The organism is Flagellimonas sp. (assembly GCF_965233845.1).
Taxonomy (GTDB): Bacteria; Bacteroidota; Bacteroidia; order Flavobacteriales; family Flavobacteriaceae; genus Flagellimonas.
Genome location: NZ_OZ247584.1, coordinates 4,092,164 through 4,116,639, shown reverse-complemented (window position 1 = coordinate 4,116,639; position 24,476 = coordinate 4,092,164). Strand labels below are relative to the sequence as shown.

The window sequence follows — 24,476 nt, the reverse complement described above, 5'->3', positions numbered from 1 at the left end:
ATTTTCCACAAGTAGATTTGACCAAAACGGTAATTCTACATGCAACGATTATTTTTCCTAGCCCTTTTCATTGCACCAATGGTTATGCTATCCCAGGATTATTTAAACAACACCACAAATATCCATGGAACAAACCATGAGCTCCATTTGGATGGTTTTCTAAATGAAACCCTTTGGGAAGAAGCCCAGCAATTCCCGTTTATGGAATGGCGCCCCGATTGGGGAGCTTCGGACAGTCTTACCACACTTTTTGTAACCTTTGATAAGGACTATCTGTATGTGGCCTTGGATGCCAAAGACCCGAATCCAGAGATGATTATTGGAAGAAATCTGGTTAGGGACGGTTGGTACGGCGATGATTATTTTGCTTTTCAAATAGATCCCAACCGAACACGAAAAAATGCCTTAATCTTTAGTATTTACCCCACGGGCAGTAGATACGATGATGCGATTTACAATGACAATGTGCCCTTGGGCAATGCCCCTTCCACTCCTGCTTATGACATGCTCTGGGAGGGTAAAACCCAAATTACGGACAAAGGTTGGCAAGCTGAATATCGAATCCCTTTGTCCAATTTGAGATTTGAAATTCGGGATGGAGAAGTTTTGGGTGGAATCTCTGCGCAGCGCACCATCAATTATGACAACAAGCTTTTGGTGTATCCCGAAGTCCCTCAGAACATCACCGGGGCCAATGGCAAACCCTCCTTAAAAAAGCCCGTGCGATTTGTAGGTTTAGAACCTAAAAAAGACCTACAGGTCACCCCCTACCTGCTGGCATCCACCCAAAACAATTACAGCCTCAATTCCAGCCAGTCAGCCTATGAAAAAAATGCATTCAATGAATTGGATGTTGGTTTGGATGTTCGCTATGGCATCACGCCAAGCCTTACGTTGGACCTCACCTTGAACACGGATTTTTCCCAAGTGGAAATAGATGATCAGATTGTTAATTTAGGTCGGGTTTCCCTATTTTTTCCTGAGCGCCGTAAGTTCTTTTTGCAACAGTCCGGGCTGTTCGATTTTGATATGGGTATCCTTTCCCAACTCTTCTACAGTAGGACCATTGGCATCAACAATGGACAATTGACCCCCATTATTGGAGGAGCCAAACTTTCTGGGGAATTGGGTAATTGGGATTTGGGTTTTTTATCCCTGCAAACGGAAGGTACCCAGATAAATTCCGAAGCATTGCCCACAGAAAATTTTTCTGTCTTGCGATTACGCAGGAAGGTCTTTAACGATAGGTCTTTTATTGGCTTAATGGCCACCAACCGGGCAAGGAAAGATTATGTCAATACAGCTTTGGGGGTAGATGGGGTTATTGATGTTGGCGACGAAAACTTCATCATCACCTCCCTTGCTACAACCATGGAAGGTGAAAATTTTTCCAGTGCGGATTACGATTTGATTGACAATTCCCGTTTCGCATTTCAGTTCGCCCGGCGTAAACGCGATGGATGGTTTTATCGTGGAGCATACGAATTTTCAGGGAAGGCATTCAACCCGGGAATGGGGTTCCTGCTTAGGGAGAAACACCACAATTTTTATGTTGGGCTCAATCATGGAAAATTCAATTCCGACAGCAAAAACAATACCTTTCAATACAGAAGGTGGATGCCCATCAATTCTGACCTGTATTTTACCACGGATTTTTCGGAAGTTTTAACATGGTACAACCGAAGCCAGTGGTCTGGAACCTTATTTAACAATGATGCGCTTATGTTCTTTGGGCAAGTCCAATACGAATTTCTTCAGGAACCGCTTCAATTTTCGAACAAGATTACGATACCTCAAGGTGATTATTTTTACTCTTTTTTTGGTGCTTCGTACACCAGTGGTTTTCAAAGGGCATTTAAAATCCCAATTTCTGTGGAATACGGAAGCTTTTTTGATGGGGAGAATCTCGAGTTCAGGCTATCTCCCGAATGGAGCGTCAATGAGCATCTCACCTTTGAGGGATCCTGGCGCTTAAACTACCTCAACTTTAAGGAAAGGGAAGTAAGTGAATGGATCAATGTGCCCCAACTACGGGTTAATTGGGCCTACAACCTGCATCTTTCCGGAAGCATCACCGCACAGTACAACTCTATTCAAGATCAGGTCTTCACCAGTGCCCGATTGCGATACAACTTTCGGGATGGCCATAATTTGTATGTGGTTTACAATCAGGATTACAACACGGACCGTATGCAGTTTATGCCACAACTACCTCGATTCAACAACCAGTTGGTTACCCTCAAATATGTTTACACATTCTTCTAAAACTTCAAATCATGAAAAAAACGATTGGTATTTTAATTTTGTTTTGTGCGCTATCATCATGCAAGGAAACCTCGGTGGAGCCGCAAACTTCAAGCCTCATTACGCAGGCAGACCACGGAATCCTACGAAATCTCAAGGAAGTCCAATGGCCCAAAGCCTACAGGGAGCAGGACACAGTGTTATTGGATAAAATTCTAGGAGATGACTTTCAAATGATAGATGCTAATGGAACTTGGTCGGACAAACAAGGGGAGTTGGAATGGATCAAGAAACATGCCATGCAGCACGACTCCTTTCATTATGAAATAAAGCGCTTGGATGTGTTGGATAACGGAACTGCCCTTATTTGTGGAACCGGTCATATCGTTAATGATTCCATTGAGACCATTTATCAGTCCAGCAATATCTTGATCAAACGCAATGGAATGTGGAAGGCCGTGGCATCACATGTGTCTGGAATAAAACAGATTGAATGAACTTAGGGGTTTAACATAAATTTTAAACCTTCTAAAAAAATAATGCTTAATCTTGAGTAATTCATTCAATCAGAAGACCTTATGAGATTCTTGTTCTGGAGTCTTTTTTTTGCGTCCGGAGTGGTCATGGCCCAAAATAATTCCACGGAAGTGGCATTAGGTTTTGAAAAGGACCTCGTTCCGGAGGGCATCGCAGTTGACCTGCAACAACAAAAACTTTTTATAAACAGTTTAAGACATAACAAGATTGTACGTTGCAATCTGGATGGAAGCCATCCCGAAGACTTCATTGAAAGTGGGCAGCACGGATACCAGTCCGGTTTTGGAATGACCATCATGGGCGATGTGCTCTATGCTTTGGGCAATAGCCTGCCCAAACCTAAAAACGAATCCATTTTGTTGCTGTTAAATGTCAAAACTGGGGAACTAATCAATTCCTTTAAGCTGAAAGAAGCTGGTTTTGCTTACCTCAATGATTTGGCTGTTAGCAGTACGGGAACCCTCTACATCACGGACTCGGAAAGCAATAAAATCTACACCGTGAATTCCAAGAAGGGTGAGCTGGAAGTTTTTTATGCCCACGATGACCTTAAACACTGCAACGGCATTGCCATTTCCAATGACGATAAGTATTTATACTTTGCCTCCTATACCAGTGGTCTTCGGGTGTTGGATATTGCGTCCAAAACCTTGGTAAACCAACCTAATAATTTCAAGGGCATTGACGGATTGAAATTCCACCAAAATAGTTTGGTTGCCATTGTCAACAGCAAACGGAATGCAACACAAAATGGGGTCTACCAATTTCACCTCAATCAAAGTCTAACGGAAATCACAGGTGAGGAAAAAATTTGGAATCTCAGAAACGAATCTGATATCCCTACCACCTTTGCCATTAAAAATGGCTGTATGTATTTTGTTGCGGACTCACAATTGGACCATTTGGATCAGGAAAAAGTTATTATTTCTGATGCATCCAAATTGGAAAACTACACCTTGATCATCCATCCGCTCCCAAAAGAAAATTAAATGAAATTAAAAATCCTGCTCTTCTGTTTTATCTGTTGGTTCCATATTGCTGTCTCTTTTGGACAGGACAAAAGGGAAAACCCGGTAATCTCTAAAAACTATTGCACCGAAATCGGTCGCTTTGATCTTCTGTTTGATGGGGACGAAATTGCCGGGGCCTATTATTTGATGCCCATAAATGCCTTGGGCGGAATATGGGGAAAGCTCGAGGGTAAGGTGATGACCGGCAGATGGCTTGATGCAGATGGCGAAGGGGACATCATACTCACTTTTAACGAGGACCTTTCCTTTTTTACCGCAGATTATAGAGGTGATGATGAGCCTGAAAAATGGTACAGGGATTCTTGGCATGGATCTCTCCGCCCTAACAATGATAAAACTTTTGAGTCCAATGGCAAATCGTATCGCTGTGAGTAATTTAAAGTTTCTTTCCCTTCTTGTGTTGATTGCCATACTGGGGTGTCAAAATCACCAACAACATGTTCAACCCAATACAGTGGAAAAGCCCAAAAAACTTGGCCCCTTTTTTGGTGTTGTGCCCAGTGCTTTCCCAAAACTTTTGGCTCCGGAACTATTGGCTTCGCCAGCTACAGAATATAACGGTACCTTCACGCCAGACGGCACGGAGTTTTTCTACACCACAGATATGCCAAACAATGCTTATATCACCTTTACCCGAATGAATGCTGACAGCACTTGGAGTGAACCTCGTATCGCACCATTTTCAGGGACGTATTCCGATTTTGATCCCTTATTTGCCCCTGATGGAAATCGATTGTATTTCAGCTCTAGCAGACCCAAAGGGGATAACAAAAACAGTAAAATTTGGTATGTGGAACGGAAAGGTAAGGATTGGGGGAATCCCGTCAGAGTGGTTTTGACCGGGGAAGATGATAATGAATACTATAGTTCCTTGACCCATTCAGGCGCTATCTATTTTAATATTTGGTCCAAGGGAGACATCTATAAAGCAACCCCTTTGGACTCCACATACACGATAGACACATTACCTGATATCATTAACCAGGGAGAGGACAAGGGAGATCCTTTTATAGCCCCCAACGAGGAATACCTGATTTATAGGGGCTACGATGATTCCATTGGACGGGGGGATTTATATATCACCTTTAATATGGATGGCGAATGGACGGCACCAGAAAACCTTGGAGAACCCATTAATTCCAATCAGCATGAAATGTGTCCGTGGGTCAGTACAGATGGAAAGCTGTTTGTTTTTGCCAGTGGAAGGTTGGAAGAACCAGCTCCCGCCAAGGCATTGGATCCCATTAAAAACATTAACATCTCATACAACAGTGGGCAACTCAATCTGTATTATATGTCCGCAGATTTTATTCAGGAGATGAAAGCCAAACACACCAAGAATTAGTTTAAAAACTCAAGGCACACAGGGCTCGGCATTTTAAATTCGTTTAAGAATTGAAGGGTTCCCTGTTCCTCATCCCTGGAATAAACGGTAATGTTATGGCTTCTTTGGTTAGCGACCAATAGGAATTTCCCTGTGGGATCCAAGCTAAAATTACGAGGCCAATCTCCATGTACGGAAGTTCTCCCCGCCACATTCAAAAGCCCCGAGTTTTCATCCACCGAAAAGACCACAATGGTATTTTCACCCCGATTGGATCCATATAAAAACTTACCATCCGCCGATAAATGAATGTCGGCACAATAGCTTTTTCCTTCAAAATCCGAAGCCAAGGTTTCCACAGTCTGAATTTCTTCGTAATCGCCATTTTCCTTCTTTTTAAAGACCGTGATAGTGGAGTTGAGTTCGTTGATCACATACAAAATTCCATTTTTGCCAAAGGTAAAATGACGTGGGCCCGCACCTTGGGGCATGTTCAAGGATGATTGTTTCGCCGGGCCAAACATTTCCCCATTCCATTCATATCTTTTTACCGCATCCAATCCCAAATCAGCCACAAACAAGCTGTTCCCATCAAATTGAGCCATATGGGCATGTGCGGTTTTGGTAGTATCCAATACTTTATGATCTATCACCTGTGAGTTTTCCGGAAGCGATCCATCAGCGTTCAACTTAAAGACTGAAAAGTTCCCACCAGAGTAGTTGGAAGCTGCCAAAAAACCATTATCCGAAAGGGAGACATGGCAGGGGTGTTTCCCTCCAGTACCCATACTATTCTGGAATTCCAAAATGCTATCCCTTACAAGAAATGCAGAGACCCCGCCTCCCAAACTATCAAAATTGGCCACCTCATGCACTGCATATAGATTTTTCCTGTCATCAGAAATCTTTAAAAAAGAAGGGTTGTCCAATTCCGCTGCCAGTGTTTTGTTGCTTAGCTCTCCCGTGGAAGCATTGAACGTCAATTTGTAAATCCCTTTGCTTTCCCCATCTGTATAGGTGCCTACAAACAAATGATGTTTCTTTTCCATTTTTTTCTTTTCAGAGCATCCTATTCCAAACAACAGGAGCATGGCCAAAATTGAAGTATATAATCGCATCTAAATCAAAGTGTTTTGCTAAAAATAACAACTTAAAACGGATTCGGGATTTTCTTTGGGTAGGACTTTCTATTTTTGAGTTATGAATGAGGACGTTATTTGGTTGATTTTAAGTTGTTTGGGAATTACACAAGCACTTTTCCTCTTTGTTTATCTCGTCTCACTTCGCAAAACAAGTGATAAAACCAACATATTTCTGGCTTTTGTTATTTTGGGTCTTACCGTTCGGATTGGGAAGTCCATTCTAAACGTGCATTTTGATTTGCTCCCCTGGCAACGCAATCTGGGAATTTCAGGAATCTTAATGACGGGGCCTTTTCTTTGGTTTTATGGGAAAGAGCTTCTGGCCAATCCCAAAAAGTTTAATCAGAAAAACTATTTTCACCTACTGCCCTTTGCCTTGTTTGCAGTTTTCTGTTTCTGGATTCCAAACGATGGCCGCCCTATTTCCTATATCATTTATCTCCTGGTCTTCGCACATCTTTTACTTTACCTTGGACTTTCAACAATGGTCTATAGTAAGGGTAGAAAAAAAGTACATCCACAGCGCGCTTCTTGGTACAGAAATTTGATTATTGGGGTCGGTCTCCTTTGGCTTTTCTATATGGGAAATCTTGCGGGGTTAATCCCATTTTATATTGGGGGTGCTGTCTTTTTTTCCTTTTTGATTTACATTTTCTCCTTTCTCTTCCTTCAAAAACACGCGTTTCAATTAGGAAAATACAATGCCTCGACCTTGAACAAATCCGAATCTGGAAGTTTGGTCAAGGAAGCCAAAGCACTACTGACCAAGGAAGAACTTTTTTTGGATGCGAATGTTTCGTTGGAATCCATAGCGCAACGGATGCAAACACCCCCGCGGAAATTATCACAAGCCATCAATGAAAATGAGCGCAAGAATTTTTCTGAATTTGTGAACGAGTTCCGGATTGAAAAAGCCAAGCAAATGCTTGCTGACCCAAAACACCAACAAGACAAAATTGTGGCCATTGCCTACGACTGTGGATTTGGAAATGTCACTTCCTTTAATCTGGCCTTTAAGGCCAAGACCCAACTTACACCGACTGCTTTTAGGAAACAAGCACAGGACTCCTAGAGCAGTTTTTCGTCTTAAAAATCATGATTTTTAAAGCCTATTGGGCTGAATTTTATCTCATTTGCATCAAAGTTTTTGCCCATGAGGAAATTCATTCCAGTTTTATTGATGTTGACGTTGCTGTTGGCCTGTGCTCAACAACGGGAGTCCAAAACTATTCCAGTTCCAACCAAGAAAATAGTACTTGATGGGCTCAACCATCCATGGAGCATGGCTTTTCTATCGCCCACCCAAGCGCTTATATCGGAAAAGGATGGCAATCTGCTCAAAGTTGACCTGGAAACCAAAAAAAAGAGCATCATCAAGGGCTTTCCGGATGACCTAACAGATAGCATTCGTGCTGTTCATTTTGGCGACAACTCTGGAATCTTTGAAGTTTTAGTTGACCCCAACTTCGCGAAAACTCCCTGGGTATATTTGAGTTATGCAGCTAAAAAACCTGGTGCGGGAACTACCACTAAAGTGATTCGCGCCCAATTGAAAAATGATTCGCTTTACGGACATGAAACTTTGATCGAAGCAGCACCTTATACCAAGGAATATTTTCATTATGGCGGAGGTATGGTGTTTGGGTCGGATGGGAAACTTTATGTGACCCTTGGAGAGCGGCTTTTTTGGGAAAAGGATGAACCTGAAATTCCCATTGCGCAGGATTTAACGGACAAACGGGGAAAAATCTATAGGATAAACCCGGACGGGAGTATTCCGGAAGATAATCCGGATTTGGGGCCAGATGCTGTTCCAGGAATTTATGCCCTTGGGATTAGGGCAGCCCAAGGCATCACGGTGCAACCCAGTACCGGGAACATTTGGTTCAGTGAGCATGGCACCATTCAGGGGGATGAGATCAACCTTTTAAAAGCAGGAGCTAATTATGGTTGGCCCAATGTAACCTCTGGTAGGCTTCGAAGTTCAGATTATACGCCTCCTAAATTGGAAGGGGCCAGGTTTACTCCTCCCATCTGGTTTTGGCCACATACGGTAGCTCCCACGGGGCTCACATTTTATACTGGGGATGAATTTCCGCAATGGAAGAATGACCTTTTGGTGCCAGGATTGTCCAAAGGAAGTCTTTGGCGATTCCGAATAGCCAATGAAACCATAAAAAGTACTGAAGAACTGTTCGTGGATGACCGTGTGCGCATTCGGAAAGTACGGCAAAGCCCCGATGGCAAACTCTATTTCTTGACGGACGAAGACAACGGAAAACTCATTCAAATTATACCACAATAAATCATAATCATTAAGCATGTACAAACCACTTTTATTTACCATTGCCCTGTTCACATTCCTATCCGTAAAAGCCCAAGACGAAGAGACCGCCATCCGTGCCACCCTTCAAAATTACCTGGATGGGTCTTCCTATAGCAATCTGGAACAGATTACCTCAGCCTTTTATCCTGAAGCTGATTTGTTTCTATCGAAAAAAGATCAAGAATTGTGGGTTTTATCTCCCCAAGAGTATGCAGATCTCTTCAAAAATAGAGAACAGGGAAAATTCAATGGCCGAGTGGGAAAAATTCTATCCATAGATCAATCCCATAACATTGCCATGGCCAAAGCTTCCATTGAAATCCCATCCAGAAATATGATGTTTATTGACATCTTCCTTCTGAAAAAGCTTGCAGGGGAATGGAAGATCATTAGCAAAGCGGCTACCTTATTGCCAGAGTAATAAAGCTAGGCCACAGTAAGTTTTGTCTTGATTTCCTTCTTTAAGTGGTAGCCTGTTACTACGGTTGCCAACACGTCCGCAATGGGAAAGGAGAGCCAAACGCCAAGTTCTCCCATAAAATGGGGCAACAGCAGAATCAAGGGGATAAAAAAGAAGCCTTGACGGGTCAAGGTCAATAGTAATGCTGGAATGGCCTTGCCCACCGCTTGGAAATAAGCCGCCCCTATCAATTGCAAAGCGATTATGGGAGTGGCTGCAAAAACCATCCGCATGGCATTGGGGGCATGATCCATCACAAACGCATTGGTTATAATTTCTTCTGGAGGCAGATTCTCCTTATTACTTAAAAACAAGCCAGTAAAGAAATCGGGGAAAACCATAAGTCCGATGAAAACTACAGTAGCGACCAATGCGGCATACTTAATGGCCGTATAGATGGATTCCTTGACACGATCGTACTTGACCGCTCCATAATTGAATCCGGCAATGGGTAAAAATCCTTGGGTGACCCCAAACACCGGAAAAAAGGCAAACATCAACATGCGGCCAATGATGGCATATACGGCCACCATGGCTTCTCCGCCCAAGTTGAACAAAATATTGTTCATCAACAGGTAGGTGATGCTGGTTACAGCCTGTCTAGCCAAAGTGACAAATCCCAAAGAACCCATCTCGGATAAAATGGGGAGGTTAAGCCAAAAATGGGAAAGCCCAATCTTTAATTCGGAGTTCTTTGACAGAAAAAAGTAGAGAATGTACCCAAAGCAAAAGAGATATCCGGCCGTAGTGGCCCAAGCGGCTCCATGCATTCCCCAATCGAACACGTAGATAAAAATATAATCCATGAGCAAGTTCCCCACGGAAGGAATGATCATGGCAATCATGGCAAACTTGGGTTTGCCCTCCGCTCGGATTACCGTATTGCCCATCATGCAAAGGGCCAAAAACGGAACCCCATAAAGTACAATGGTGTAGTAAACCTTGGCCAGTGGAAAAATGCTCCCTTTACCCCCAAAGGCCGGGATAAGATCATCTACAAAATAGAGGCCCAAAGCAACCATGGCTATGGTCAGCAAGAGGGTAAGGGCTATCTGATTTCCAAAAGTTTTGAGCGCCTTTTGTTTATCTCCAGAGCCCAGTGCACGGGAAATAATACTGGATCCGCCCACCCCAATGGCCATTCCCAAGGCAGCAATAAAAAAAGAGACCGGGAGTACCACATTAATGGCAGCAATAGCGATGGAACCAATCCAATTCCCCACAAAAATGGAATCCACCAATACATTGAGCGACATCACCAAGATACCAATGGAAGCAGGAACAGCTTGCTTGATCAGCAGTTTGCCGATGGGTTCTGTTCCCAATTGATCTGAGGAGACTTTGGCCATAAATTACTGTCCTATCGAACGCAGCCAAGATAGGGATCGTTTAATTAAGAGGTCTCGACTGCCTGCCTGTCGGCAGACATGGCGCTCGACCTGACATTAGTTTATATTGGGAGAGTTCCCTCACTCTCCCATTCGTTGATCCATTTGGCCATAAGAAATACCCAATCCTCATCTTCATTTAAACAGGGAATATGGATATAGGATTCCCCTCCAGCCTCCATGAACTGATGTTTTCCTTCGATAGCAATCTCCTCCAATGTCTCCAAACAGTCGGCAACAAAAGCCGGAGTAATCACTGCCAACTTGGTTTTTCCTTCTTTGGCCAGGCGTTCAAACTCAAAATCTGTGAACGGCTTTAGCCAAGGATCATTTGGTAATCTGGATTGAAACGAAATACTCGTTTTATCTTCTTCCAATCCTAAAACCGCCTCTACTTTCTCTGTAGTTGCAAAGCACTGGTGTCTATAACAGGTATGGTGGGCCACCGAATTGGTGGAACAACAACTTTGGTCAATCTTGCAATGGAATTTTGTGGGATCCGACTTTCTTATATGTCGTTCTGGAATTCCGTGATAGGAAAACAAAATATGGTCATAATCAAACCCCTCCAGTCCCTTGGCTATACTTTTTGAAAGTACTTCGATGTAATCTGGATTGCCATAAAAAGCGGGTAAAGTGGTTATCTTCAGTTCACTGAAATGCGCCTTCTGCACTTCCATAGCCTTGACCACCACAGTCTCAAAAGAGCTCATTGCATATTGCGGATATAGCGGTACCAACAAAACCTCGTCCACACCCTTATCCTTTAATTCTTGCAATCCCTTTTTTATGGTCATGGAACCATATCGCATTCCCAAAGCCACAGGCATCTTGGTTTGCTGTTGTACTTTTTGTGCAAATCGCTCCGAAATTACAATCAATGGAGACCCTTCGTCCCACCAAATTTTGGAATACGCCTCGGCTGACTTTTTGGGTCGTGTCTGCAATATTATTCCCCTTACAATGATGTTGCGCAACCACTTTGGGGTGTCAATCACCCGTTCATCCATTAAGAATTCATCCAAATAAGGTTTTACATCTTTAGCAGTTGGGCTGTCCGGTGAACCTAAGTTGACAAGTAGTACTCCTTTCATAGCGACTTATTCTATAGCATGGCAAAAATACTATTTGGGATTGATCTACTATTTGATTCCGTGAATTTGTTTCCTATAACTCTATAGATAATATTAATTTAGAGCCTAAATATGTAAGATGAACCGGATATTCCCAATTCCTTTGGCGCTTTTTCTTTTAACCACTTATGCCCTCCAGGCCCAAATTGTTTGTGCCCCTAACGATTCAATTGCATTTTCCATAAAGATGGATCAGCTGGAACAAATGGATAATGCTGTTCTGGAAAATCCGATCATGGCTGTGGGCAAATCGTTTTTGGGAATGCCCTATGTTGAAAAAACCCTTGAAATTGGAGAAACCGAGTCCTTGGTGGTTAACCTTAGAGGCTTTGATTGCACAACCTATGTTGAAAATGTATTGGCCTTTGGTCTTCTGCTTCAAAACAAGGAACAGCAGTTTGAAAATTTTGCCAAAAATCTAGAAACCATTCGGTATAGAAATGGCAAATTAGATGGATATCCTTCTCGTTTGCACTACTTTACGGAATGGATTAGAAACAATGAACAGAAAGGATTGGTCAAGGATATCACCAACGAATTGGGTGGTAAAGAGCACAAAAAAGCCATCAACTTTATGGGTACCCATAGAGAACTTTATCCTTTTTTGGCGGATGATCAAAACTATCAGGATATGCTGCAGGTGGAAAAAGAATTAGCCAAAGAAAGTCTTTGCATTTTAGCCCAAGATGAAATCGAAAACAAGGAGGATAATATCCGCTCTGGAGATATCATTGCACTGGCGACATCCATTAAAGGATTGGATGTTACCCATACTGGATTTGCCATCGAGCACAATGGGCGAATCCATTTACTTCATGCTTCCAGCTCAGGTTCGGTTAGAATTACCCAAGAGCCCCTGGTGGACTACCTGAAAAAAATAAAAAGCAATATTGGGATTATTGTGGCGAGGCCAAGCTTACTTTCGCCCTAAACACCATTCTATTCCGCCTAGAAGATGTTGTTTAAAATCAGCATCGTCAAAGGCTGCTTCTGTATGCCCCAGTCCAGTGTAAAATGCCCTGCCACCATCATATTCATGGTACCACGCTATAGGATGGTTATCCCCATTGGTTCCACCATCATAGCTGGATTCATCCAACTTCATAAGCACATGGACATCGGGATTCAGATTCATGAAGTTGTACCACTCGTCAAAATGAAACCACTCTTCCTTTAGGTGCTGGGTGGATGGATGGTTTCTGTCCACTACCTCGATTCTGGCCTTTTGCTGTTGTGGATGGTTTTCAAAATAGGCCCCAACCATTTTACCATACCAAGGCCAATCGTATTCGGTGTCGGTTGCCGCGTGGATTCCCATATAATTCCCTCCACTGTTTATATAAGCTTTGAATGCATCTTGCTCTTGATCGTTAAGCACATCCATAGTGGTGCTCAGGAAAACAACAAGCTTGTAGTTTTTAAGGTTTGCCGCATTGAAGTCCGCAGAAGTTTCCGTCTGTAATACGATAAATCCGTTGGCCCTTCCCAATTCCTTTAAGGTCTGTGCGCCTTTTTCTATAGACTTATGCCGATAGCCTTCGGTTTTACTAAATATTAAAACCAGCTCCGGTATTTTGGTTTTAGCGGACCCTTTCGTTTCTGTTTGGTCTTGGGCATTTATCCCTATGACCATGGAAAGGGCCAACAGCAACAGCTTGTAGGATTTCATGTTGATTATTTAAGTGCTTGAAGTTAAATATTTTTTGGGTGTTGTCCCATACTTCTTTTTAAATGATGCTATAAAATGGCTGGCTGTGCTATACCCAACTTTTAAACCCACCTCATTCACATTGTGCCCACCAGCCTCCAACATTTTTCGAGCGTATTCCATCTTGTAATCAAACAGAAATCCATACACCGAATCGCCATAAATTTGCTTGAAACCTTCTTTAAGCTTTTTCAAGCTCAACCCTATTTCCTGTGAAAGTTCTGCCAAGGTAGGAGGTTCAGCCATTCTGGAAATAATGATTTCCTTGGCCAGTTTTAACCGCTTTACGTTGTCTTCATCAGCCAGGAAGGGACATTGTTCCAAATCTGCATCCTGGGTTTTGTTGAAATACAGGGACATCAATTCATAAATCTTCCCCTTTACATACAACGTCTTTATGGAAGGATGCAGGTTATAATTCATCAACTGACTCAGCACCACGGCCATGGCTGGAGTAACCACTTCTTGGGAATAGTATTTTTTCTCTTTGTTCTCCTCGCTCAAGAAAGGAATATAGCTGGCTTCATTGGAGAATAGCGAATGGAATTTTCGTATGGTCATGACCACGGATAGCAGCCAAGTATCAGGAAACACGGTAAGATTCAAAGGCAAATCCTTTTGGGTATTATAGAGTAAAAGTGAATTTTCCTCAGATACTTCCAATTGATAATTTCCTTGGTTAAAATTGAATTTTCCACCCCCTTTTAAACAAAAGTGAAACTGTATGAAAGAGCTGTCAATCTCCCGTTCCACAAATCGGGTTTGATCCGTATCGTTCTGAATCTTAAGGACATAAAAGCCTTCTTCAATCAAAATTTCCTGGTATGACCCTTCGGCGACATTTTTCATATAAACAACAGCTTGGATTATTAATTTTCTTCTATTTAGAATGGCTCTAAATTAAGTAATTCACTATCAAATTTACCAATAAAATCAATGTTTTTGGGAATTTATCGCTAAAAGAACCCTTAATGGCCTCTTGTCTGATACTTATAGTACCGCTAGCGTTATTTTTTGTAAAATACTGCACTTACTTTTGTTACCGTTTTAATATCCTTTATGAGGAATTACCACATTTCAAGACATAATTCTTTTTATGCCATTGGCTTAAGCTATAAAAAAGCAGATGCCGAAGTCAGGGGAAAGTTCAGTTTGGATGTCCCTGCCATTGATCGCATTATGGTTCAAGCCAAAGAACAGGGTGTGGACGGGCTCCTAGCCATTTCTACCTGTAACCGCACAGAGTTGTATGGGTTTGCCCAACATCCTTTTCAACTTATAAAAGCACTTTGTGATGAAACCCCAGGAAGTGTGGAAGAGTTTCAAGAGGTAGCCTATGTGTTCAAAAACCATGATGCCATATCGCACATGTTCAAAGTGGGTACTGGATTGGACAGTCAAATTTTAGGCGACTTTGAAATCATTAGTCAGATCAAACAGGGCTTTTACCGTGCCAAAAAGCACGAAATGGCCAATCCATTTATAGAGCGACTTTGCAATGCGGTGATTCAGGCTAGTAAACGGATTAAAAATGAAACCGAGCTTTCTTCCGGTGCCACATCTGTGGCCTTTGCCTCAGTAAAGTATATCCTAAATCACGTTTCGGACATTGAAAACAAGAATATTTTATTGTTCGGAACTGGAAAAATAGGCCGCAACACTTGTGAAAACCTGATCAAGCATTCCAATAATTCCCATATTACCCTAATCAATAGAACGCGGGCCAAAGCAGAGGACATTGCCGGGAAATTTCATTTAACGGTCAAGGATTATGGAGATCTTCAGACAGAAATTAGAAAAGCTGACATCCTTGTAGTTGCGACTGGTGCTCAACTACCTACGGTTTCCAAGGCTCTCATTTATCCCAAAAAACCCTTGTTGATTCTGGATCTATCCGTTCCAAAAAATGTTTCGGATGATGTTCAGGAGTTGGATAATGTTACTTTGGTACACTTGGACCAACTTTCTCGGATTACAGATGATACCCTGGTCAAACGAAAAGCCTTTATCCCAAAAGCCGAGGGCATTATTGAAGAGGTGAAAAAGGATTTCATTAAATGGTTGGAAACCCGAAAATTTGCTCCCGTCATTAATGCGCTTAAAGAAAAACTGAACACCATGAAAGCGGAGGAAATCGATTTCCATTCCAAGAAAATCTCCGATTTTAACCAAGATCAGGCCGAAATTTTATCGGAGCGCATTATCCAAAAAATCACTAAACAATTTGCAAACCATTTAAAGAGTGCCGAGGTAGATACTGCCGATAGTTTGGAACTTATCCAAAAGGTGTTCCAATTAGAAATCGATTCGAAATGAGCAAAATCATAAGAATTGGTACTCGCGATAGCGAGTTGGCATTATGGCAAGCTACAACCGTCCAAAATCAGTTGGCCGATTTAGGATATGACAGCACCCTAATTCCTATAAAATCCACTGGTGACCAAGTTTTGGACAAACCGCTTTATGAACTTGGCATAACTGGAATTTTTACGAAAACGCTGGATGTGGCCATGCTTAAAGGCCAAATAGATATTGCCGTCCATTCCATGAAAGATGTGCCAACGCAGCTCCCAAAAGGAATCGTTCAAGCGGCCGTTCTGGAAAGGGCTGTTACCCAAGATATTTTGGTTCATAAGGGGTTGGACTTTTTGGATAACGAAGTTCCAGCAATCATTGCCACAGGGAGTTTGCGAAGAAAGGCGCAATGGCTCAACAAATATCCAAATCATAAAGTTGTAGATCTTAGGGGCAACGTGAATACGAGGCTGATTAAGCTCATAGAAAACGATTGGCAGGGAGCCATTTTTGCCAAAGCTGGTCTGGAACGAATCAAGTTGTTGCCCAAGGATGTGTTACATCTGGATTGGATGGTTCCCGCTCCCGCGCAAGGCGCCATGTTGGTGGTTGCCATGGAAAGTGATAAGTTTTCAAGAGAAGCCCTCCAAAAACTGAATCATTCCAATTCTGAGTTGGCAACTAGTATAGAAAGGGAGTTCCTAAGGACTTTGGAAGGGGGCTGTACAGCACCCATAGGTGCATTGGCCCAAATAGAAAATGAAAATGTTCATTTTAAAGGAGTGCTCTTTTCCTTGGATGGACGTCAAAAGCTTCAAATAGAAAAGACCGTTTCCTTGACCGCAGCCAAAGAATTGGGACAAAAATGTGCTAGGGAAATCCTTGACAAGGGGGGAGATAAATTAATGGACGAGATTCGAAATGAAAACAGTGCTCTCCACTAAGGTTCTATCCCATTCCCAAAAAGAATTATTCCTTAATTCCGGTATTGGCCTGGTAGAATACAACGCGCTAAAGTTTAACTTTTTAGAGGTTGATATCCCACGTCACATTACGCACTTAATTTTTACCAGTAAGAATGCGGTAAGGGCATTTCTTGATCAAGCTCCTCAACTCCTAGTTTCAACCTACCGCATATTTTGTGTGGGAGAAAAAACCAAAATGCTTTTGGTGCAAAACGGTCTAAATGTGGTAAAAATGGCTGAAAATGCCTCGGAATTAGCTCATTTTATAGAAAAACACCATAAAAAAGAACATTTTTTGTTTATCTGTGGAAATCGGAGAAGGGAAGAATTACCCCGCATTTTATCAGAAAATAACATTCGGTATGATGAAATAGAGGTCTATCAAACGGAATTGGTCCCAAAAAAGTTTAACCGCTCCTTTGATGGCTTGCTTTTTTTTAGTCCAAGTGGTATAAAAAGTTTTCTGTTGGAAAATAGGATAAAAGACAGTTGGCTTTTTTGCATTGGACATACCACTGCCCAGGAGGCCAAGAAATATTCGGATAAGTTGATTGTCGCGAAGAGACCAACAGTGGAAAATGTATTGGTACAGGCTGTGAAAAAGCTGTCATTCCGCACTTGATGCGGAATCCATAATATAAAATAAGACTCCTGCCAAGGCAGGAATGCAAATGACACATATGATTAAAAACGATTTGTTCCTTCGAGCACTAAAAGGTGAAACGGTAGACAGACCTCCCGTATGGATGATGCGTCAGGCAGGACGTTATTTACCCGAATTCATGGAACTAAGAAAGAAGTATGACTTCTTTACCCGATGCCAGACACCAGAATTGGCTTCAGAAATCACCGTACAACCGATTCGAAGATACGGAATGGATGCGGCCATTCTTTTTAGTGATATCTTGGTGATTCCCCAAGCCATGGATATTGAGGTTCAAATGAAACCAAATTTTGGCCCATACCTTCCTTCCCCCATTCGCTCCTTGGAAGATGTTGCTAGGGTTGTGATCCCAGATATCCAAGAATCTTTGGGCTATGTTATGGATGCCATTACCATGACCAAGGAAAAGTTGGAGGATGAAATCCCATTGATAGGTTTTGCGGGATCACCATGGACCATACTATGTTATTGTGTGGAGGGGCAAGGCAGCAAGAGTTTCGATAAGGCCCGTGGATTTTGTTTCACCCAGCCAGAGGCTGCCCACCAGTTGCTTCAGAAAATTACGGATACTACAATTGCGTATTTAAAGGCGAAGGTGAAAGCAGGGGTAAACGCTGTCCAGATATTTGATTCTTGGGGCGGAATGTTGTCTCCGATGGATTATCAGGAATTTTCCTGGAAGTACATTCAACAGATCGTGGATGCTTTGAAAGATGACGCTCCAGTCATCGTTTTTGGAAAAGGATGTTGGTTCGCCCTAAGGGAAATGGCTCAATCAGGTGCTTCAGCAGTTGGTGTGGACTGGACGTGTTCTGCACAAAATGCCCGCTATCTTACTGGAGGCAAAATTACTTTACAAGGAAACTTTGATCCCGCCCGGCTGCTTTCTCCTCCAGCTAAAATCAAAGAAATGGTCACCCAAATGATCCGGGATTTTGGCAAGGACAAATATGTGGTAAATTTAGGCCATGGTATTCTACCACATATTCCTGTGGAAAATGCTCAAGCATTTATTGAGGCGGTAAAAGAATATAAAGAGTGAACCCCTTAAGAGTGTTGCGACGGGTTCGCCCCAAAATGTTGGCTCATGTCATTTTTTTGGGATTCTCTTATCCGTTATTTATAGTTCCAACACTTAGGGCCACCAAAAAATGCATGAAAATATCCACAGCGCTGTATGGCAGGGCCCACTACAAAAATGGCCCAGCCAATGCCTTTAGGCATGCTCTATGGAATTACCTCATTGCCAAGGAATGTAACAAGTGGAGTAAAAACCAAAATCGGGTTTTGAATTGGACCCAAAAAATAACCGACTGGCATGAAATGGCTTTTCCTAATTGGCACCTGGCCCGATTAATGGACTTGCATAACAATCAAGTTGGCCAGGAATTTTTTAAAACCAATCAAACTAAGACCGAAACCAAGGCAATTGAACTCTTAAAGACGATGGCCACAGGATCTATTTTAATAACCGCTAATACCAACCTGACTTCATTGGAAAACAGTCTGGTCCATATAACTGAAAAGGATGAAAGATAAATTTTATGCCTACATAGAGCAATTACAAGACACCATAACTTCCAAATTGGAAGAGATAGATGGGAAGGCCAAATTTCAACAAGATTTGTGGAAACGTCCGGAAGGAGGCGGAGGCCGAACCCGGGTAATCGAAAATGGAAACGTCTTTGAAAAAGGAGGTGTAAACATATCTGCCGTTCATGGGGAACTTCCTAAAAGCATGCAGCAGTATTTTGGGGTTCAGGATGCAGATTTCTTTGCCTGTGGTTTGAGTTTAGTCATACACCCAAAGAGTCCAATGGTGCCGACCGTACATGCCAACTGGCGTTACTTTGAAATGTATGACAAACAGGGCAACATAGTGGATCAATGGTTTGGGGGTGGGCAGGATTTGACACCTTACTATCTTTTTGAAGAAGATGCCAGACACTTTCATTCGGTTTGCAAAAAAGCCTGTGATGCCCATAACCCAGAATTTTATCCGAACTATAAAAAGCGCTGTGACGAGTACTTTTGGAATGCGCACCGCAATGAGGCAAGAGGTGTTGGTGGCCTTTTCTTTGACTACTGCAAAAAAACGGATACAATGCAAATGGAAGACTGGTATAGCTTTGTAACTGAGGTGGGAAATAGCTTTTTAGAAGCTTATATACCAATTGTTATAAAAAGAAAGGGTCTTCCCTATACTCAAGAACAACGGGATTGGCAGGAAATTAGACGGGGTCGTTATGTTGAATTTAATCTCGTTCACGACAAGGGTACACTGTTCGGCCTAAGAACCAATGGCCGTATTGAAAGTATTTTAATGAGCCTTCCACCCCATGTGCAATGGCAATATGACCACCGTCCCAAACCTGGGAGCGAAGAAGAGAAATTGATCCAAGTATTGCATAACCCCATTAAATGGGCATAAAATTCTACTTCATATGGTTTTTGATCTTTCCATGTTTATTGGGATTTTCCCAAAACAGGGATACGGTCGCCACAGATTCTTACATCAAGAGCTTTCCAGAAAAATTTACAGTTCGCATAGGACTCTCAAACACTTCCAATAGCTTTTTAATTACAGATACGGAAACCGGTCAACGGTTAAAATTAAAACCCAACGAGAAAACGTATTCAGGGGTCTCTTTTTTGTTTCGTTCTCTAGAACTGGATTTGGGCTATTCCCCAAAATTTATTTCAAACAACCAAGACAATGAGGGCTCAAAACTGTTTACCCTAAATTTCAGAACGTTTTGGAACCAATGGATGCAAACCTTGGATTTTTATGCCCAAAAAGGGTTTTCCGCGATTACCGAAGACGGGAGTGTGAGGTTTCCAGACTTACGCACGTTAAAAATTGGAGGGACAACGGCTTATATTTTCAATACAAAATTTTCGTTCCGGGCGGTAGGATTTCAAAATGAATGGCAGAAAAAAAGCGCCGGAAGTTTTGTTCCACGATTTACATTTTACTACACCAGATATGGCTTAAAAAATGCCGGACTTGAAAGCAATGCCAATTCCTATGATGTGGCCTTTGGACCAGGATATCACTATAATTTGGTGATTGCCAAAAACTATATACTGGGTGCCGGTGCAACAACCGGAATTGGGATGAACATGACCAGTTCCCAAATTAAAACCAATACTTCTGTCCTCTACGAAGCTATATTCAGGGGGGCTTTAGGATACAATTCGGAACGGTTTTACATAGGTGCCAATGCCAATGTCCTATTCCTTGAACACAATACCGATAGGGTTACAAGATTGGATGATAAAATAAGTTTTTTGGAGTTTTACGTGGGCTATCGATTTAAGGCTCCAAAAAAATGGATCACAGCCGCGGATAAATTTAATCGTAAATTTGGTTTTGACCCGTGAGCACATATTTTGTGAGAAAATGAAACTGACCCTATACCAAATAGACGCCTTTACCAACCATGTTTTTGGCGGCAACCCAGCTGCGGTTTGCATTTTGGATTCATGGCTGGACTCCCAATTGATGCAACAGATTGCCGAGGAAAACAATCTGGCAGAAACTGCTTTCGTAGTTCAAAAAAACAATGTTTTTGAATTGCGCTGGTTCACTCCGGAAACAGAGGTGGATCTCTGTGGACATGCTACTTTAGCCACCGCTTATGTGCTGTTCAATTATCATGGAGTAAATGAAAAAACTATTGATTTTCATTCCCCGCGAAGCGGGGCTTTGTCCGTGGAACAGCATTCCAATGGGTTGATGACCTTGGATTTTCCCACGGACCAAACAGCAGCATTAAGGGGAATCTCAGAAATCAACAATGCCATCGGGCTTACCCCTATTAAAACCATCAAAGGAAAAACGGACTATCTATTGATCTACAACTCCCAACAGGAAATTGAGGCCATTAAGCCCAACTTTCATTTGTTGGATCAGTTGGATTGCAGAGGAGTAATTGTGTCCGCGCCTGGAGATCAAGTTGACTTTGTTTCAAGAGCCTTTTTTCCTCAATGTGGCATTCCGGAAGATCCGGTTACCGGTTCGGCACACACCACCTTGACTCCCTATTGGTCCAAAGTATTGGGTAAAACCAAACTCACGGCAAGACAATTATCAAAAAGAGGCGGCGACTTGCTCTGTGAACATCTGGGTGACAGGGTAAAAATATCCGGGACGGCGGTACCGTATCTGATAGGCGAAATTGAAATCTAAAACATGCGCTCCTAACAAGGCCATTTGCAAAAATTAGTGAAAACTGCCTGCCTGCCGGCAGGTTCGTGTCAGACCACGATTTAAAACATGAAAAAACTAAGACTGGAATATGCCTCCCTTTTACAAGGTGAATTTGCTCCTGGAAAACGGAATTTACTCTTCGTTTTTCAAGTGAATTGCCCAGGTTGTTTTTTCTATGGCTTTCCAACGGTAAACAATCTCCAAAAGACATTCGGTGAGCAATTAAGTTTTTTGGGATTGAGTACTGCATTTGAGGATTTTGAATTGAATACCCATGCGAATACAAGCCTGTTATTGTCAGAAAAAAAACTGGTGGGAGAAACCAAAAAGGCAGCTGAATCCCATCCCGACGATTTTCAGCTTTCAAGTATTGATTTTCCTGTGGCCATGGATGTGTTGAGCGATGCATCTTTCATTACCCAAGAAAATATCTCCTACATTGGAAACAACTTCCCAAATTATTCCGAAGCTTCAGCGGAGGAGCGACAGCAATTTGATCTTAAAATCAAGGATTATCTAACCACCAATCCCATAATCCCTGTTACTTTTACATTGAACCAATTTCGAGGCACCCCCACTTTTGTGCTATTTGATAATGCATACAACGTCCTTGAACATTGGTTTGGGCACAAGCCTTATAATGAAATAGAATCTATTATTAAACCTTGGCTTTAAAATACATGTATTTATGTTTCCATTAATTCGAAATAGAAGACTTAGAGCTTCCGAATCTATTAGACGACTGGTTCGTGAAACCCTGATTACCCCCGATGATTTTTTGGTTCCCCTTTTTGTAGTTGAGGGAAAGGGTATTAAGGAGGAAATCCCTTCCATGCCCAACTATTACCGCATGAGTTTGGACCATCTGGAAAGGGAAGTAAAGGAACTTTGGGAAATGGGCTTTTGTGCCGTTTTGCTTTTTATGAAAGTCGCTGATGAATTGAAAGACAACACGGGCAAAGAAGCTTTAAATCCAAATGGATTAATGCAGCGATCTATAAAAGCAGTCAAAAATGCTTGTCCACAAATGTTGGTCATGACCGATGTTGCCCTAGACCCCTTTTCTTCCTACGGACATGATGGTATTGTGGCCGAAGGTCAAATCTTAAACGATGAAACCTCTGAAGTCTTGGCAGAAATGAGCGTGTCCCATGCCCGGGCCGGAGCGGATTTTGTAGCTCCCAGTGATATGATGGATGGCCGAATCCTGACGATTCGTGAAGCCTTGGAAGATGAGGGTTTCCACAACACGGGAATTATGAGCTATTCCGCCAAATATGCCAGTGCCTATTATGGCCCTTTTAGGGATGCTTTGGATTCAGCACCGGTGGATATCGCCGATGTGCCCAAGGATAAAAAAACCTATCAAATGGATTGGGCAAATAGGTTTGAAGCCATACGGGAAACCCAAATGGATGTGGATGAAGGAGCCGATATTGTGATGGTTAAGCCAGGGTTACCCTATTTGGACATTGTCCGGGAAATCAAGAATGAAGTGGACGTACCCGTAGCCGTTTATCAAGTCTCCGGTGAATATGCCATGCTTAAGGCCGCTGCTGAAAAAGGCTGGCTAGATCATGATGCGGTGATGCTGGAGCAACTCACAGCCATCAAAAGGGCCGGGGCCAATATCATTGCCAGTTATTTTGCCAAGGATTTTATCCGCATAATGGGTTAACTTTAAAGCTTATAACCGTCCTATGAAACAACCCATGCTTCTCTTGATTTTTTTAGTTACCTGTTATGGGCAAAATTTTGCCCAAACCAACTTGGAACATTCAAGTCCATCCCAATTGGGCATGGATGAATCATATATTAATCAGCAAGTAGATTCCATCATGCTGCTCGGAATCCAGGAACAGGCGTTTCCAGGTGCCCAAATTCTAGTTGCCAAGGGCAACCAGGTGATTTTTCACGAAGCTTATGGTTACCACACTTATGACAGCGTTCAAAAAGTAGGTCTGAACGATTTATATGATCTCGCCTCAGTAACTAAAATTACCGGACCCCTGCCCGCCCTAATGAAGTTGGTGGATGAGCAAAAACTGGATTTGGATGCTCCCTTTAGCACCTATTGGGAACCCTGGGCGAAACGCAAAGACAAAAAAGATTTGACCCTTCGTCAGATTCTGAGCCATCAAGCAGGTTTGGTTCCGTACATCATCTTTCTGGAAAAGGTGATGAAAAAAGAAAAAATCAAGAAACGTTTTATCCGTACAAAGCCATCCAAAAAATTTCAAAAACAGGTGTATGAAGGACTTTACGTTAAAAACAGGTTCCTCAGAAAAATCTACAGGATGATCAATAGGTCTGAAGTTTCTGCAGACAAAAAGTACCGTTATTCAGGACTTACCTTTTTGATTTACCCGGAACTGATTTCCAATCTAACCGGGACAGCTTATGAGACCTATTTAAAAACTACCTTTTACGACCCCATTGGCAGCAAAACCTTGGGCTTTAACCCTAAGACAAAGAATTATCCCAATAAAATTGTTCCCACAGAAGTGGACACACTATTTAGAAAAGATTTGACCTATGGTTGGGTCCATGACGAAAATGCTTCCCTTCTAGGTGGAATATCGGGCAATGCAGGGCTATTTGGAACAGCGGAGGATTTGGCCAAGATCATGTTGTTTTACCAAAATCTTGGTGTCACCCTGAGTGGGGAACAAATCATATCCAAAACTACAGTAGAGGAATTTATAAAAGTGCAGTATCCTGAAAATGAAAACCGCAGAGGATTGGGCTTTGACAAACCACTTTTGGGCAATGACACCTTGGCCATAGCAGATGCCTACCCATCCCCAAAGGCTAGTCCTAAAAGCTTTGGGCATGCTGGATTTACAGGAACATTTGTTTGGGCCGACCCAGAAAACCAATTGGTATTTATATTCTTGTCCAATAGGGTATACCCTTCGCGTACGCATCGTAAACTCTATAGTCTTAATATACGAACAGCGCTCCAAGATGTTTTTTACACCGCTCTTGCCAAATGACGTAGCTGGAATTCAATCCGAATCATTACCTTAGTGCAACTAGATAAATC

Annotated in this window: 25 protein-coding genes; 20 read left to right on the top strand and 5 right to left on the bottom strand. The window is 42.3% G+C overall.

Going from position 1 to position 24,476, the window contains the following annotated elements; translation table 11 throughout:
- The first annotated feature begins 39 nt into the window (after positions 1 to 39).
- From ACO6S0_RS18385 to ACO6S0_RS18365, 5 genes are all read left to right on the top strand, one after another.
- The gene (locus ACO6S0_RS18385; RefSeq protein ID WP_422349745.1) at positions 40 to 2,265 is read left to right on the top strand and encodes a DUF5916 domain-containing protein; all 2,226 of its coding nucleotides are present in this window, start codon (positions 40 to 42) and stop codon (positions 2,263 to 2,265) included.
- Positions 2,266 to 2,276: 11 nt separating this feature from the next.
- Positions 2,277 to 2,741: a nuclear transport factor 2 family protein gene (locus ACO6S0_RS18380; protein WP_422349744.1), complete on the top strand. Its 465-nt coding sequence runs from the start codon at positions 2,277 to 2,279 to the stop codon at positions 2,739 to 2,741.
- Between the two features lie 81 nt (positions 2,742 to 2,822).
- The gene (locus tag ACO6S0_RS18375; RefSeq protein ID WP_422349743.1) at positions 2,823 to 3,770 is read left to right on the top strand and encodes an SMP-30/gluconolactonase/LRE family protein; all 948 of its coding nucleotides are present in this window, start codon (positions 2,823 to 2,825) and stop codon (positions 3,768 to 3,770) included.
- A complete protein-coding gene (locus tag ACO6S0_RS18370) occupies positions 3,771 to 4,187 on the top strand; it encodes a hypothetical protein (protein WP_422349742.1) in 417 nt (138 codons plus the stop codon).
- Entirely contained in the window at positions 4,180 to 5,157 is a 978-nt protein-coding gene (locus tag ACO6S0_RS18365; RefSeq protein ID WP_422349741.1) for a TolB family protein, read from the top strand. Before ACO6S0_RS18370 ends, ACO6S0_RS18365 begins: the two co-directional genes overlap by 8 nt.
- Here ACO6S0_RS18365 and ACO6S0_RS18360 read toward each other — a convergent pair.
- Complete coding sequence (locus ACO6S0_RS18360; protein WP_422349740.1) at positions 5,154 to 6,254, bottom strand: lactonase family protein; 1,101 nt, start codon at positions 6,252 to 6,254, stop codon at positions 5,154 to 5,156. The genes ACO6S0_RS18365 and ACO6S0_RS18360 overlap by 4 nt on opposite strands.
- An 82-nt stretch (positions 6,255 to 6,336) precedes the next feature.
- On the opposite strand from ACO6S0_RS18360, the gene ACO6S0_RS18355 reads away from it, so the two are divergent.
- The 3 genes from ACO6S0_RS18355 to ACO6S0_RS18345 all read left to right on the top strand — a co-directional run bounded on the left by ACO6S0_RS18355 (position 6,337) and on the right by ACO6S0_RS18345 (position 9,025).
- Entirely contained in the window at positions 6,337 to 7,350 is a 1,014-nt protein-coding gene (locus ACO6S0_RS18355) for a helix-turn-helix domain-containing protein (protein WP_422349739.1), read from the top strand.
- Positions 7,351 to 7,431: 81 nt separating this feature from the next.
- On the top strand, positions 7,432 to 8,583 hold the full coding sequence (locus ACO6S0_RS18350) for a PQQ-dependent sugar dehydrogenase (RefSeq protein ID WP_422349738.1): 1,152 nt from the start codon (positions 7,432 to 7,434) through the stop codon (positions 8,581 to 8,583).
- A gap of 16 nt (positions 8,584 to 8,599) precedes the next feature.
- The gene (locus tag ACO6S0_RS18345) at positions 8,600 to 9,025 is read left to right on the top strand and encodes a nuclear transport factor 2 family protein (protein ID WP_422349737.1); all 426 of its coding nucleotides are present in this window, start codon (positions 8,600 to 8,602) and stop codon (positions 9,023 to 9,025) included.
- 5 nt (positions 9,026 to 9,030) lie between these two features.
- On the opposite strand, the gene ACO6S0_RS18340 is transcribed toward ACO6S0_RS18345, so the two are convergent.
- A complete protein-coding gene (locus tag ACO6S0_RS18340; protein WP_422349736.1) occupies positions 9,031 to 10,413 on the bottom strand; it encodes an MATE family efflux transporter in 1,383 nt (460 codons plus the stop codon).
- A 101-nt stretch (positions 10,414 to 10,514) separates the two neighbouring features.
- Entirely contained in the window at positions 10,515 to 11,546 is a 1,032-nt protein-coding gene (gene hemH / locus ACO6S0_RS18335; protein ID WP_422349735.1) for a ferrochelatase, read from the bottom strand.
- A 118-nt stretch (positions 11,547 to 11,664) separates the two neighbouring features.
- Here hemH and ACO6S0_RS18330 point away from each other — a divergent pair, with 118 nt between their 5' ends.
- On the top strand, positions 11,665 to 12,516 hold the full coding sequence (locus tag ACO6S0_RS18330; protein WP_422349734.1) for an N-acetylmuramoyl-L-alanine amidase-like domain-containing protein: 852 nt from the start codon (positions 11,665 to 11,667) through the stop codon (positions 12,514 to 12,516).
- On the opposite strand, the gene ACO6S0_RS18325 is transcribed toward ACO6S0_RS18330, so the two are convergent.
- A complete protein-coding gene (locus ACO6S0_RS18325; protein WP_422349733.1) occupies positions 12,502 to 13,254 on the bottom strand; it encodes a ThuA domain-containing protein in 753 nt (250 codons plus the stop codon). The two genes, ACO6S0_RS18330 and ACO6S0_RS18325, sit on opposite strands and share 15 nt — an antisense overlap.
- Before the next feature lie 9 nt (positions 13,255 to 13,263).
- A complete protein-coding gene (locus ACO6S0_RS18320) occupies positions 13,264 to 14,142 on the bottom strand; it encodes a helix-turn-helix domain-containing protein (RefSeq protein WP_422349732.1) in 879 nt (292 codons plus the stop codon).
- A 210-nt stretch (positions 14,143 to 14,352) separates the two neighbouring features.
- On the opposite strand from ACO6S0_RS18320, the gene hemA reads away from it, so the two are divergent.
- From hemA to ACO6S0_RS18265, 11 genes are all read left to right on the top strand, one after another.
- Complete coding sequence (hemA, locus tag ACO6S0_RS18315) at positions 14,353 to 15,609, top strand: glutamyl-tRNA reductase (RefSeq protein ID WP_422349731.1); 1,257 nt, start codon at positions 14,353 to 14,355, stop codon at positions 15,607 to 15,609.
- Complete coding sequence (gene hemC, locus ACO6S0_RS18310; RefSeq protein WP_422349730.1) at positions 15,606 to 16,532, top strand: hydroxymethylbilane synthase; 927 nt, start codon at positions 15,606 to 15,608, stop codon at positions 16,530 to 16,532. Before hemA ends, hemC begins: the two co-directional genes overlap by 4 nt.
- The gene (locus tag ACO6S0_RS18305) at positions 16,510 to 17,175 is read left to right on the top strand and encodes a uroporphyrinogen-III synthase (RefSeq protein ID WP_422349729.1); all 666 of its coding nucleotides are present in this window, start codon (positions 16,510 to 16,512) and stop codon (positions 17,173 to 17,175) included. The genes hemC and ACO6S0_RS18305 overlap by 23 nt, the downstream gene beginning before the upstream one ends.
- Positions 17,176 to 17,233: 58 nt before the next feature.
- Positions 17,234 to 18,259 carry a uroporphyrinogen decarboxylase gene (gene hemE / locus ACO6S0_RS18300; protein ID WP_422349728.1) on the top strand — a complete coding sequence of 342 codons (1,026 nt, stop codon included), beginning with the start codon at positions 17,234 to 17,236 and terminating at the stop codon, positions 18,257 to 18,259.
- A gap of 35 nt (positions 18,260 to 18,294) precedes the next feature.
- Complete coding sequence (locus ACO6S0_RS18295) at positions 18,295 to 18,756, top strand: DUF6973 domain-containing protein (protein ID WP_422351844.1); 462 nt, start codon at positions 18,295 to 18,297, stop codon at positions 18,754 to 18,756.
- Positions 18,746 to 19,648, top strand: a complete 903-nt coding sequence (hemF, locus tag ACO6S0_RS18290; protein WP_422349727.1) for an oxygen-dependent coproporphyrinogen oxidase — start codon at positions 18,746 to 18,748, stop codon at positions 19,646 to 19,648. Before ACO6S0_RS18295 ends, hemF begins: the two co-directional genes overlap by 11 nt.
- On the top strand, positions 19,639 to 20,601 hold the full coding sequence (locus ACO6S0_RS18285; RefSeq protein ID WP_422349726.1) for a DUF4421 family protein: 963 nt from the start codon (positions 19,639 to 19,641) through the stop codon (positions 20,599 to 20,601). The genes hemF and ACO6S0_RS18285 overlap by 10 nt, the downstream gene beginning before the upstream one ends.
- A gap of 19 nt (positions 20,602 to 20,620) precedes the next feature.
- Positions 20,621 to 21,409 (top strand): PhzF family phenazine biosynthesis protein, encoded by a 789-nt coding sequence (locus ACO6S0_RS18280; protein WP_422349725.1) that lies wholly within the window; start codon positions 20,621 to 20,623, stop codon positions 21,407 to 21,409.
- Between the two features lie 87 nt (positions 21,410 to 21,496).
- A complete protein-coding gene (locus ACO6S0_RS18275) occupies positions 21,497 to 22,105 on the top strand; it encodes a hypothetical protein (RefSeq protein WP_422349724.1) in 609 nt (202 codons plus the stop codon).
- 13 nt (positions 22,106 to 22,118) lie between these two features.
- Positions 22,119 to 23,108, top strand: a complete 990-nt coding sequence (gene hemB / locus ACO6S0_RS18270) for a porphobilinogen synthase (protein ID WP_422349723.1) — start codon at positions 22,119 to 22,121, stop codon at positions 23,106 to 23,108.
- A gap of 22 nt (positions 23,109 to 23,130) precedes the next feature.
- Positions 23,131 to 24,426 carry a serine hydrolase domain-containing protein gene (locus ACO6S0_RS18265; RefSeq protein WP_422349722.1) on the top strand — a complete coding sequence of 432 codons (1,296 nt, stop codon included), beginning with the start codon at positions 23,131 to 23,133 and terminating at the stop codon, positions 24,424 to 24,426.
- The last annotated feature ends 50 nt before the right edge of the window (positions 24,427 to 24,476 follow it).

Bases quoted from the DNA above. Each gene is read 5' to 3' on its own strand.
- ACO6S0_RS18385 (WP_422349745.1), top strand. From the start codon at position 40: ATGCAACGATTATTTTTCCTAGCCCTTTTCATTGCACCAATGGTTATG.
- ACO6S0_RS18380 (WP_422349744.1), top strand. From the start codon at position 2,277: ATGAAAAAAACGATTGGTATTTTAATTTTGTTTTGTGCGCTATCATCA.
- ACO6S0_RS18375 (WP_422349743.1), top strand. From the start codon at position 2,823: ATGAGATTCTTGTTCTGGAGTCTTTTTTTTGCGTCCGGAGTGGTCATG.
- ACO6S0_RS18370 (WP_422349742.1), top strand. From the start codon at position 3,771: ATGAAATTAAAAATCCTGCTCTTCTGTTTTATCTGTTGGTTCCATATT.
- ACO6S0_RS18360 (WP_422349740.1), bottom strand. From the start codon at position 6,254: ATGCGATTATATACTTCAATTTTGGCCATGCTCCTGTTGTTTGGAATA.
- ACO6S0_RS18355 (WP_422349739.1), top strand. From the start codon at position 6,337: ATGAATGAGGACGTTATTTGGTTGATTTTAAGTTGTTTGGGAATTACA.
- ACO6S0_RS18350 (WP_422349738.1), top strand. From the start codon at position 7,432: ATGAGGAAATTCATTCCAGTTTTATTGATGTTGACGTTGCTGTTGGCC.
- ACO6S0_RS18345 (WP_422349737.1), top strand. From the start codon at position 8,600: ATGTACAAACCACTTTTATTTACCATTGCCCTGTTCACATTCCTATCC.
- ACO6S0_RS18340 (WP_422349736.1), bottom strand. From the start codon at position 10,413: ATGGCCAAAGTCTCCTCAGATCAATTGGGAACAGAACCCATCGGCAAA.
- hemH (WP_422349735.1), bottom strand. From the start codon at position 11,546: ATGAAAGGAGTACTACTTGTCAACTTAGGTTCACCGGACAGCCCAACT.
- ACO6S0_RS18330 (WP_422349734.1), top strand. From the start codon at position 11,665: ATGAACCGGATATTCCCAATTCCTTTGGCGCTTTTTCTTTTAACCACT.
- ACO6S0_RS18325 (WP_422349733.1), bottom strand. From the start codon at position 13,254: ATGAAATCCTACAAGCTGTTGCTGTTGGCCCTTTCCATGGTCATAGGG.
- ACO6S0_RS18320 (WP_422349732.1), bottom strand. From the start codon at position 14,142: ATGAAAAATGTCGCCGAAGGGTCATACCAGGAAATTTTGATTGAAGAA.
- hemA (WP_422349731.1), top strand. From the start codon at position 14,353: ATGAGGAATTACCACATTTCAAGACATAATTCTTTTTATGCCATTGGC.
- hemC (WP_422349730.1), top strand. From the start codon at position 15,606: ATGAGCAAAATCATAAGAATTGGTACTCGCGATAGCGAGTTGGCATTA.
- ACO6S0_RS18305 (WP_422349729.1), top strand. From the start codon at position 16,510: ATGAAAACAGTGCTCTCCACTAAGGTTCTATCCCATTCCCAAAAAGAA.
- hemE (WP_422349728.1), top strand. From the start codon at position 17,234: ATGATTAAAAACGATTTGTTCCTTCGAGCACTAAAAGGTGAAACGGTA.
- ACO6S0_RS18295 (WP_422351844.1), top strand. From the start codon at position 18,295: ATGTTGGCTCATGTCATTTTTTTGGGATTCTCTTATCCGTTATTTATA.
- hemF (WP_422349727.1), top strand. From the start codon at position 18,746: ATGAAAGATAAATTTTATGCCTACATAGAGCAATTACAAGACACCATA.
- ACO6S0_RS18285 (WP_422349726.1), top strand. From the start codon at position 19,639: ATGGGCATAAAATTCTACTTCATATGGTTTTTGATCTTTCCATGTTTA.
- ACO6S0_RS18280 (WP_422349725.1), top strand. From the start codon at position 20,621: ATGAAACTGACCCTATACCAAATAGACGCCTTTACCAACCATGTTTTT.
- ACO6S0_RS18275 (WP_422349724.1), top strand. From the start codon at position 21,497: ATGAAAAAACTAAGACTGGAATATGCCTCCCTTTTACAAGGTGAATTT.
- hemB (WP_422349723.1), top strand. From the start codon at position 22,119: ATGTTTCCATTAATTCGAAATAGAAGACTTAGAGCTTCCGAATCTATT.
- ACO6S0_RS18265 (WP_422349722.1), top strand. From the start codon at position 23,131: ATGAAACAACCCATGCTTCTCTTGATTTTTTTAGTTACCTGTTATGGG.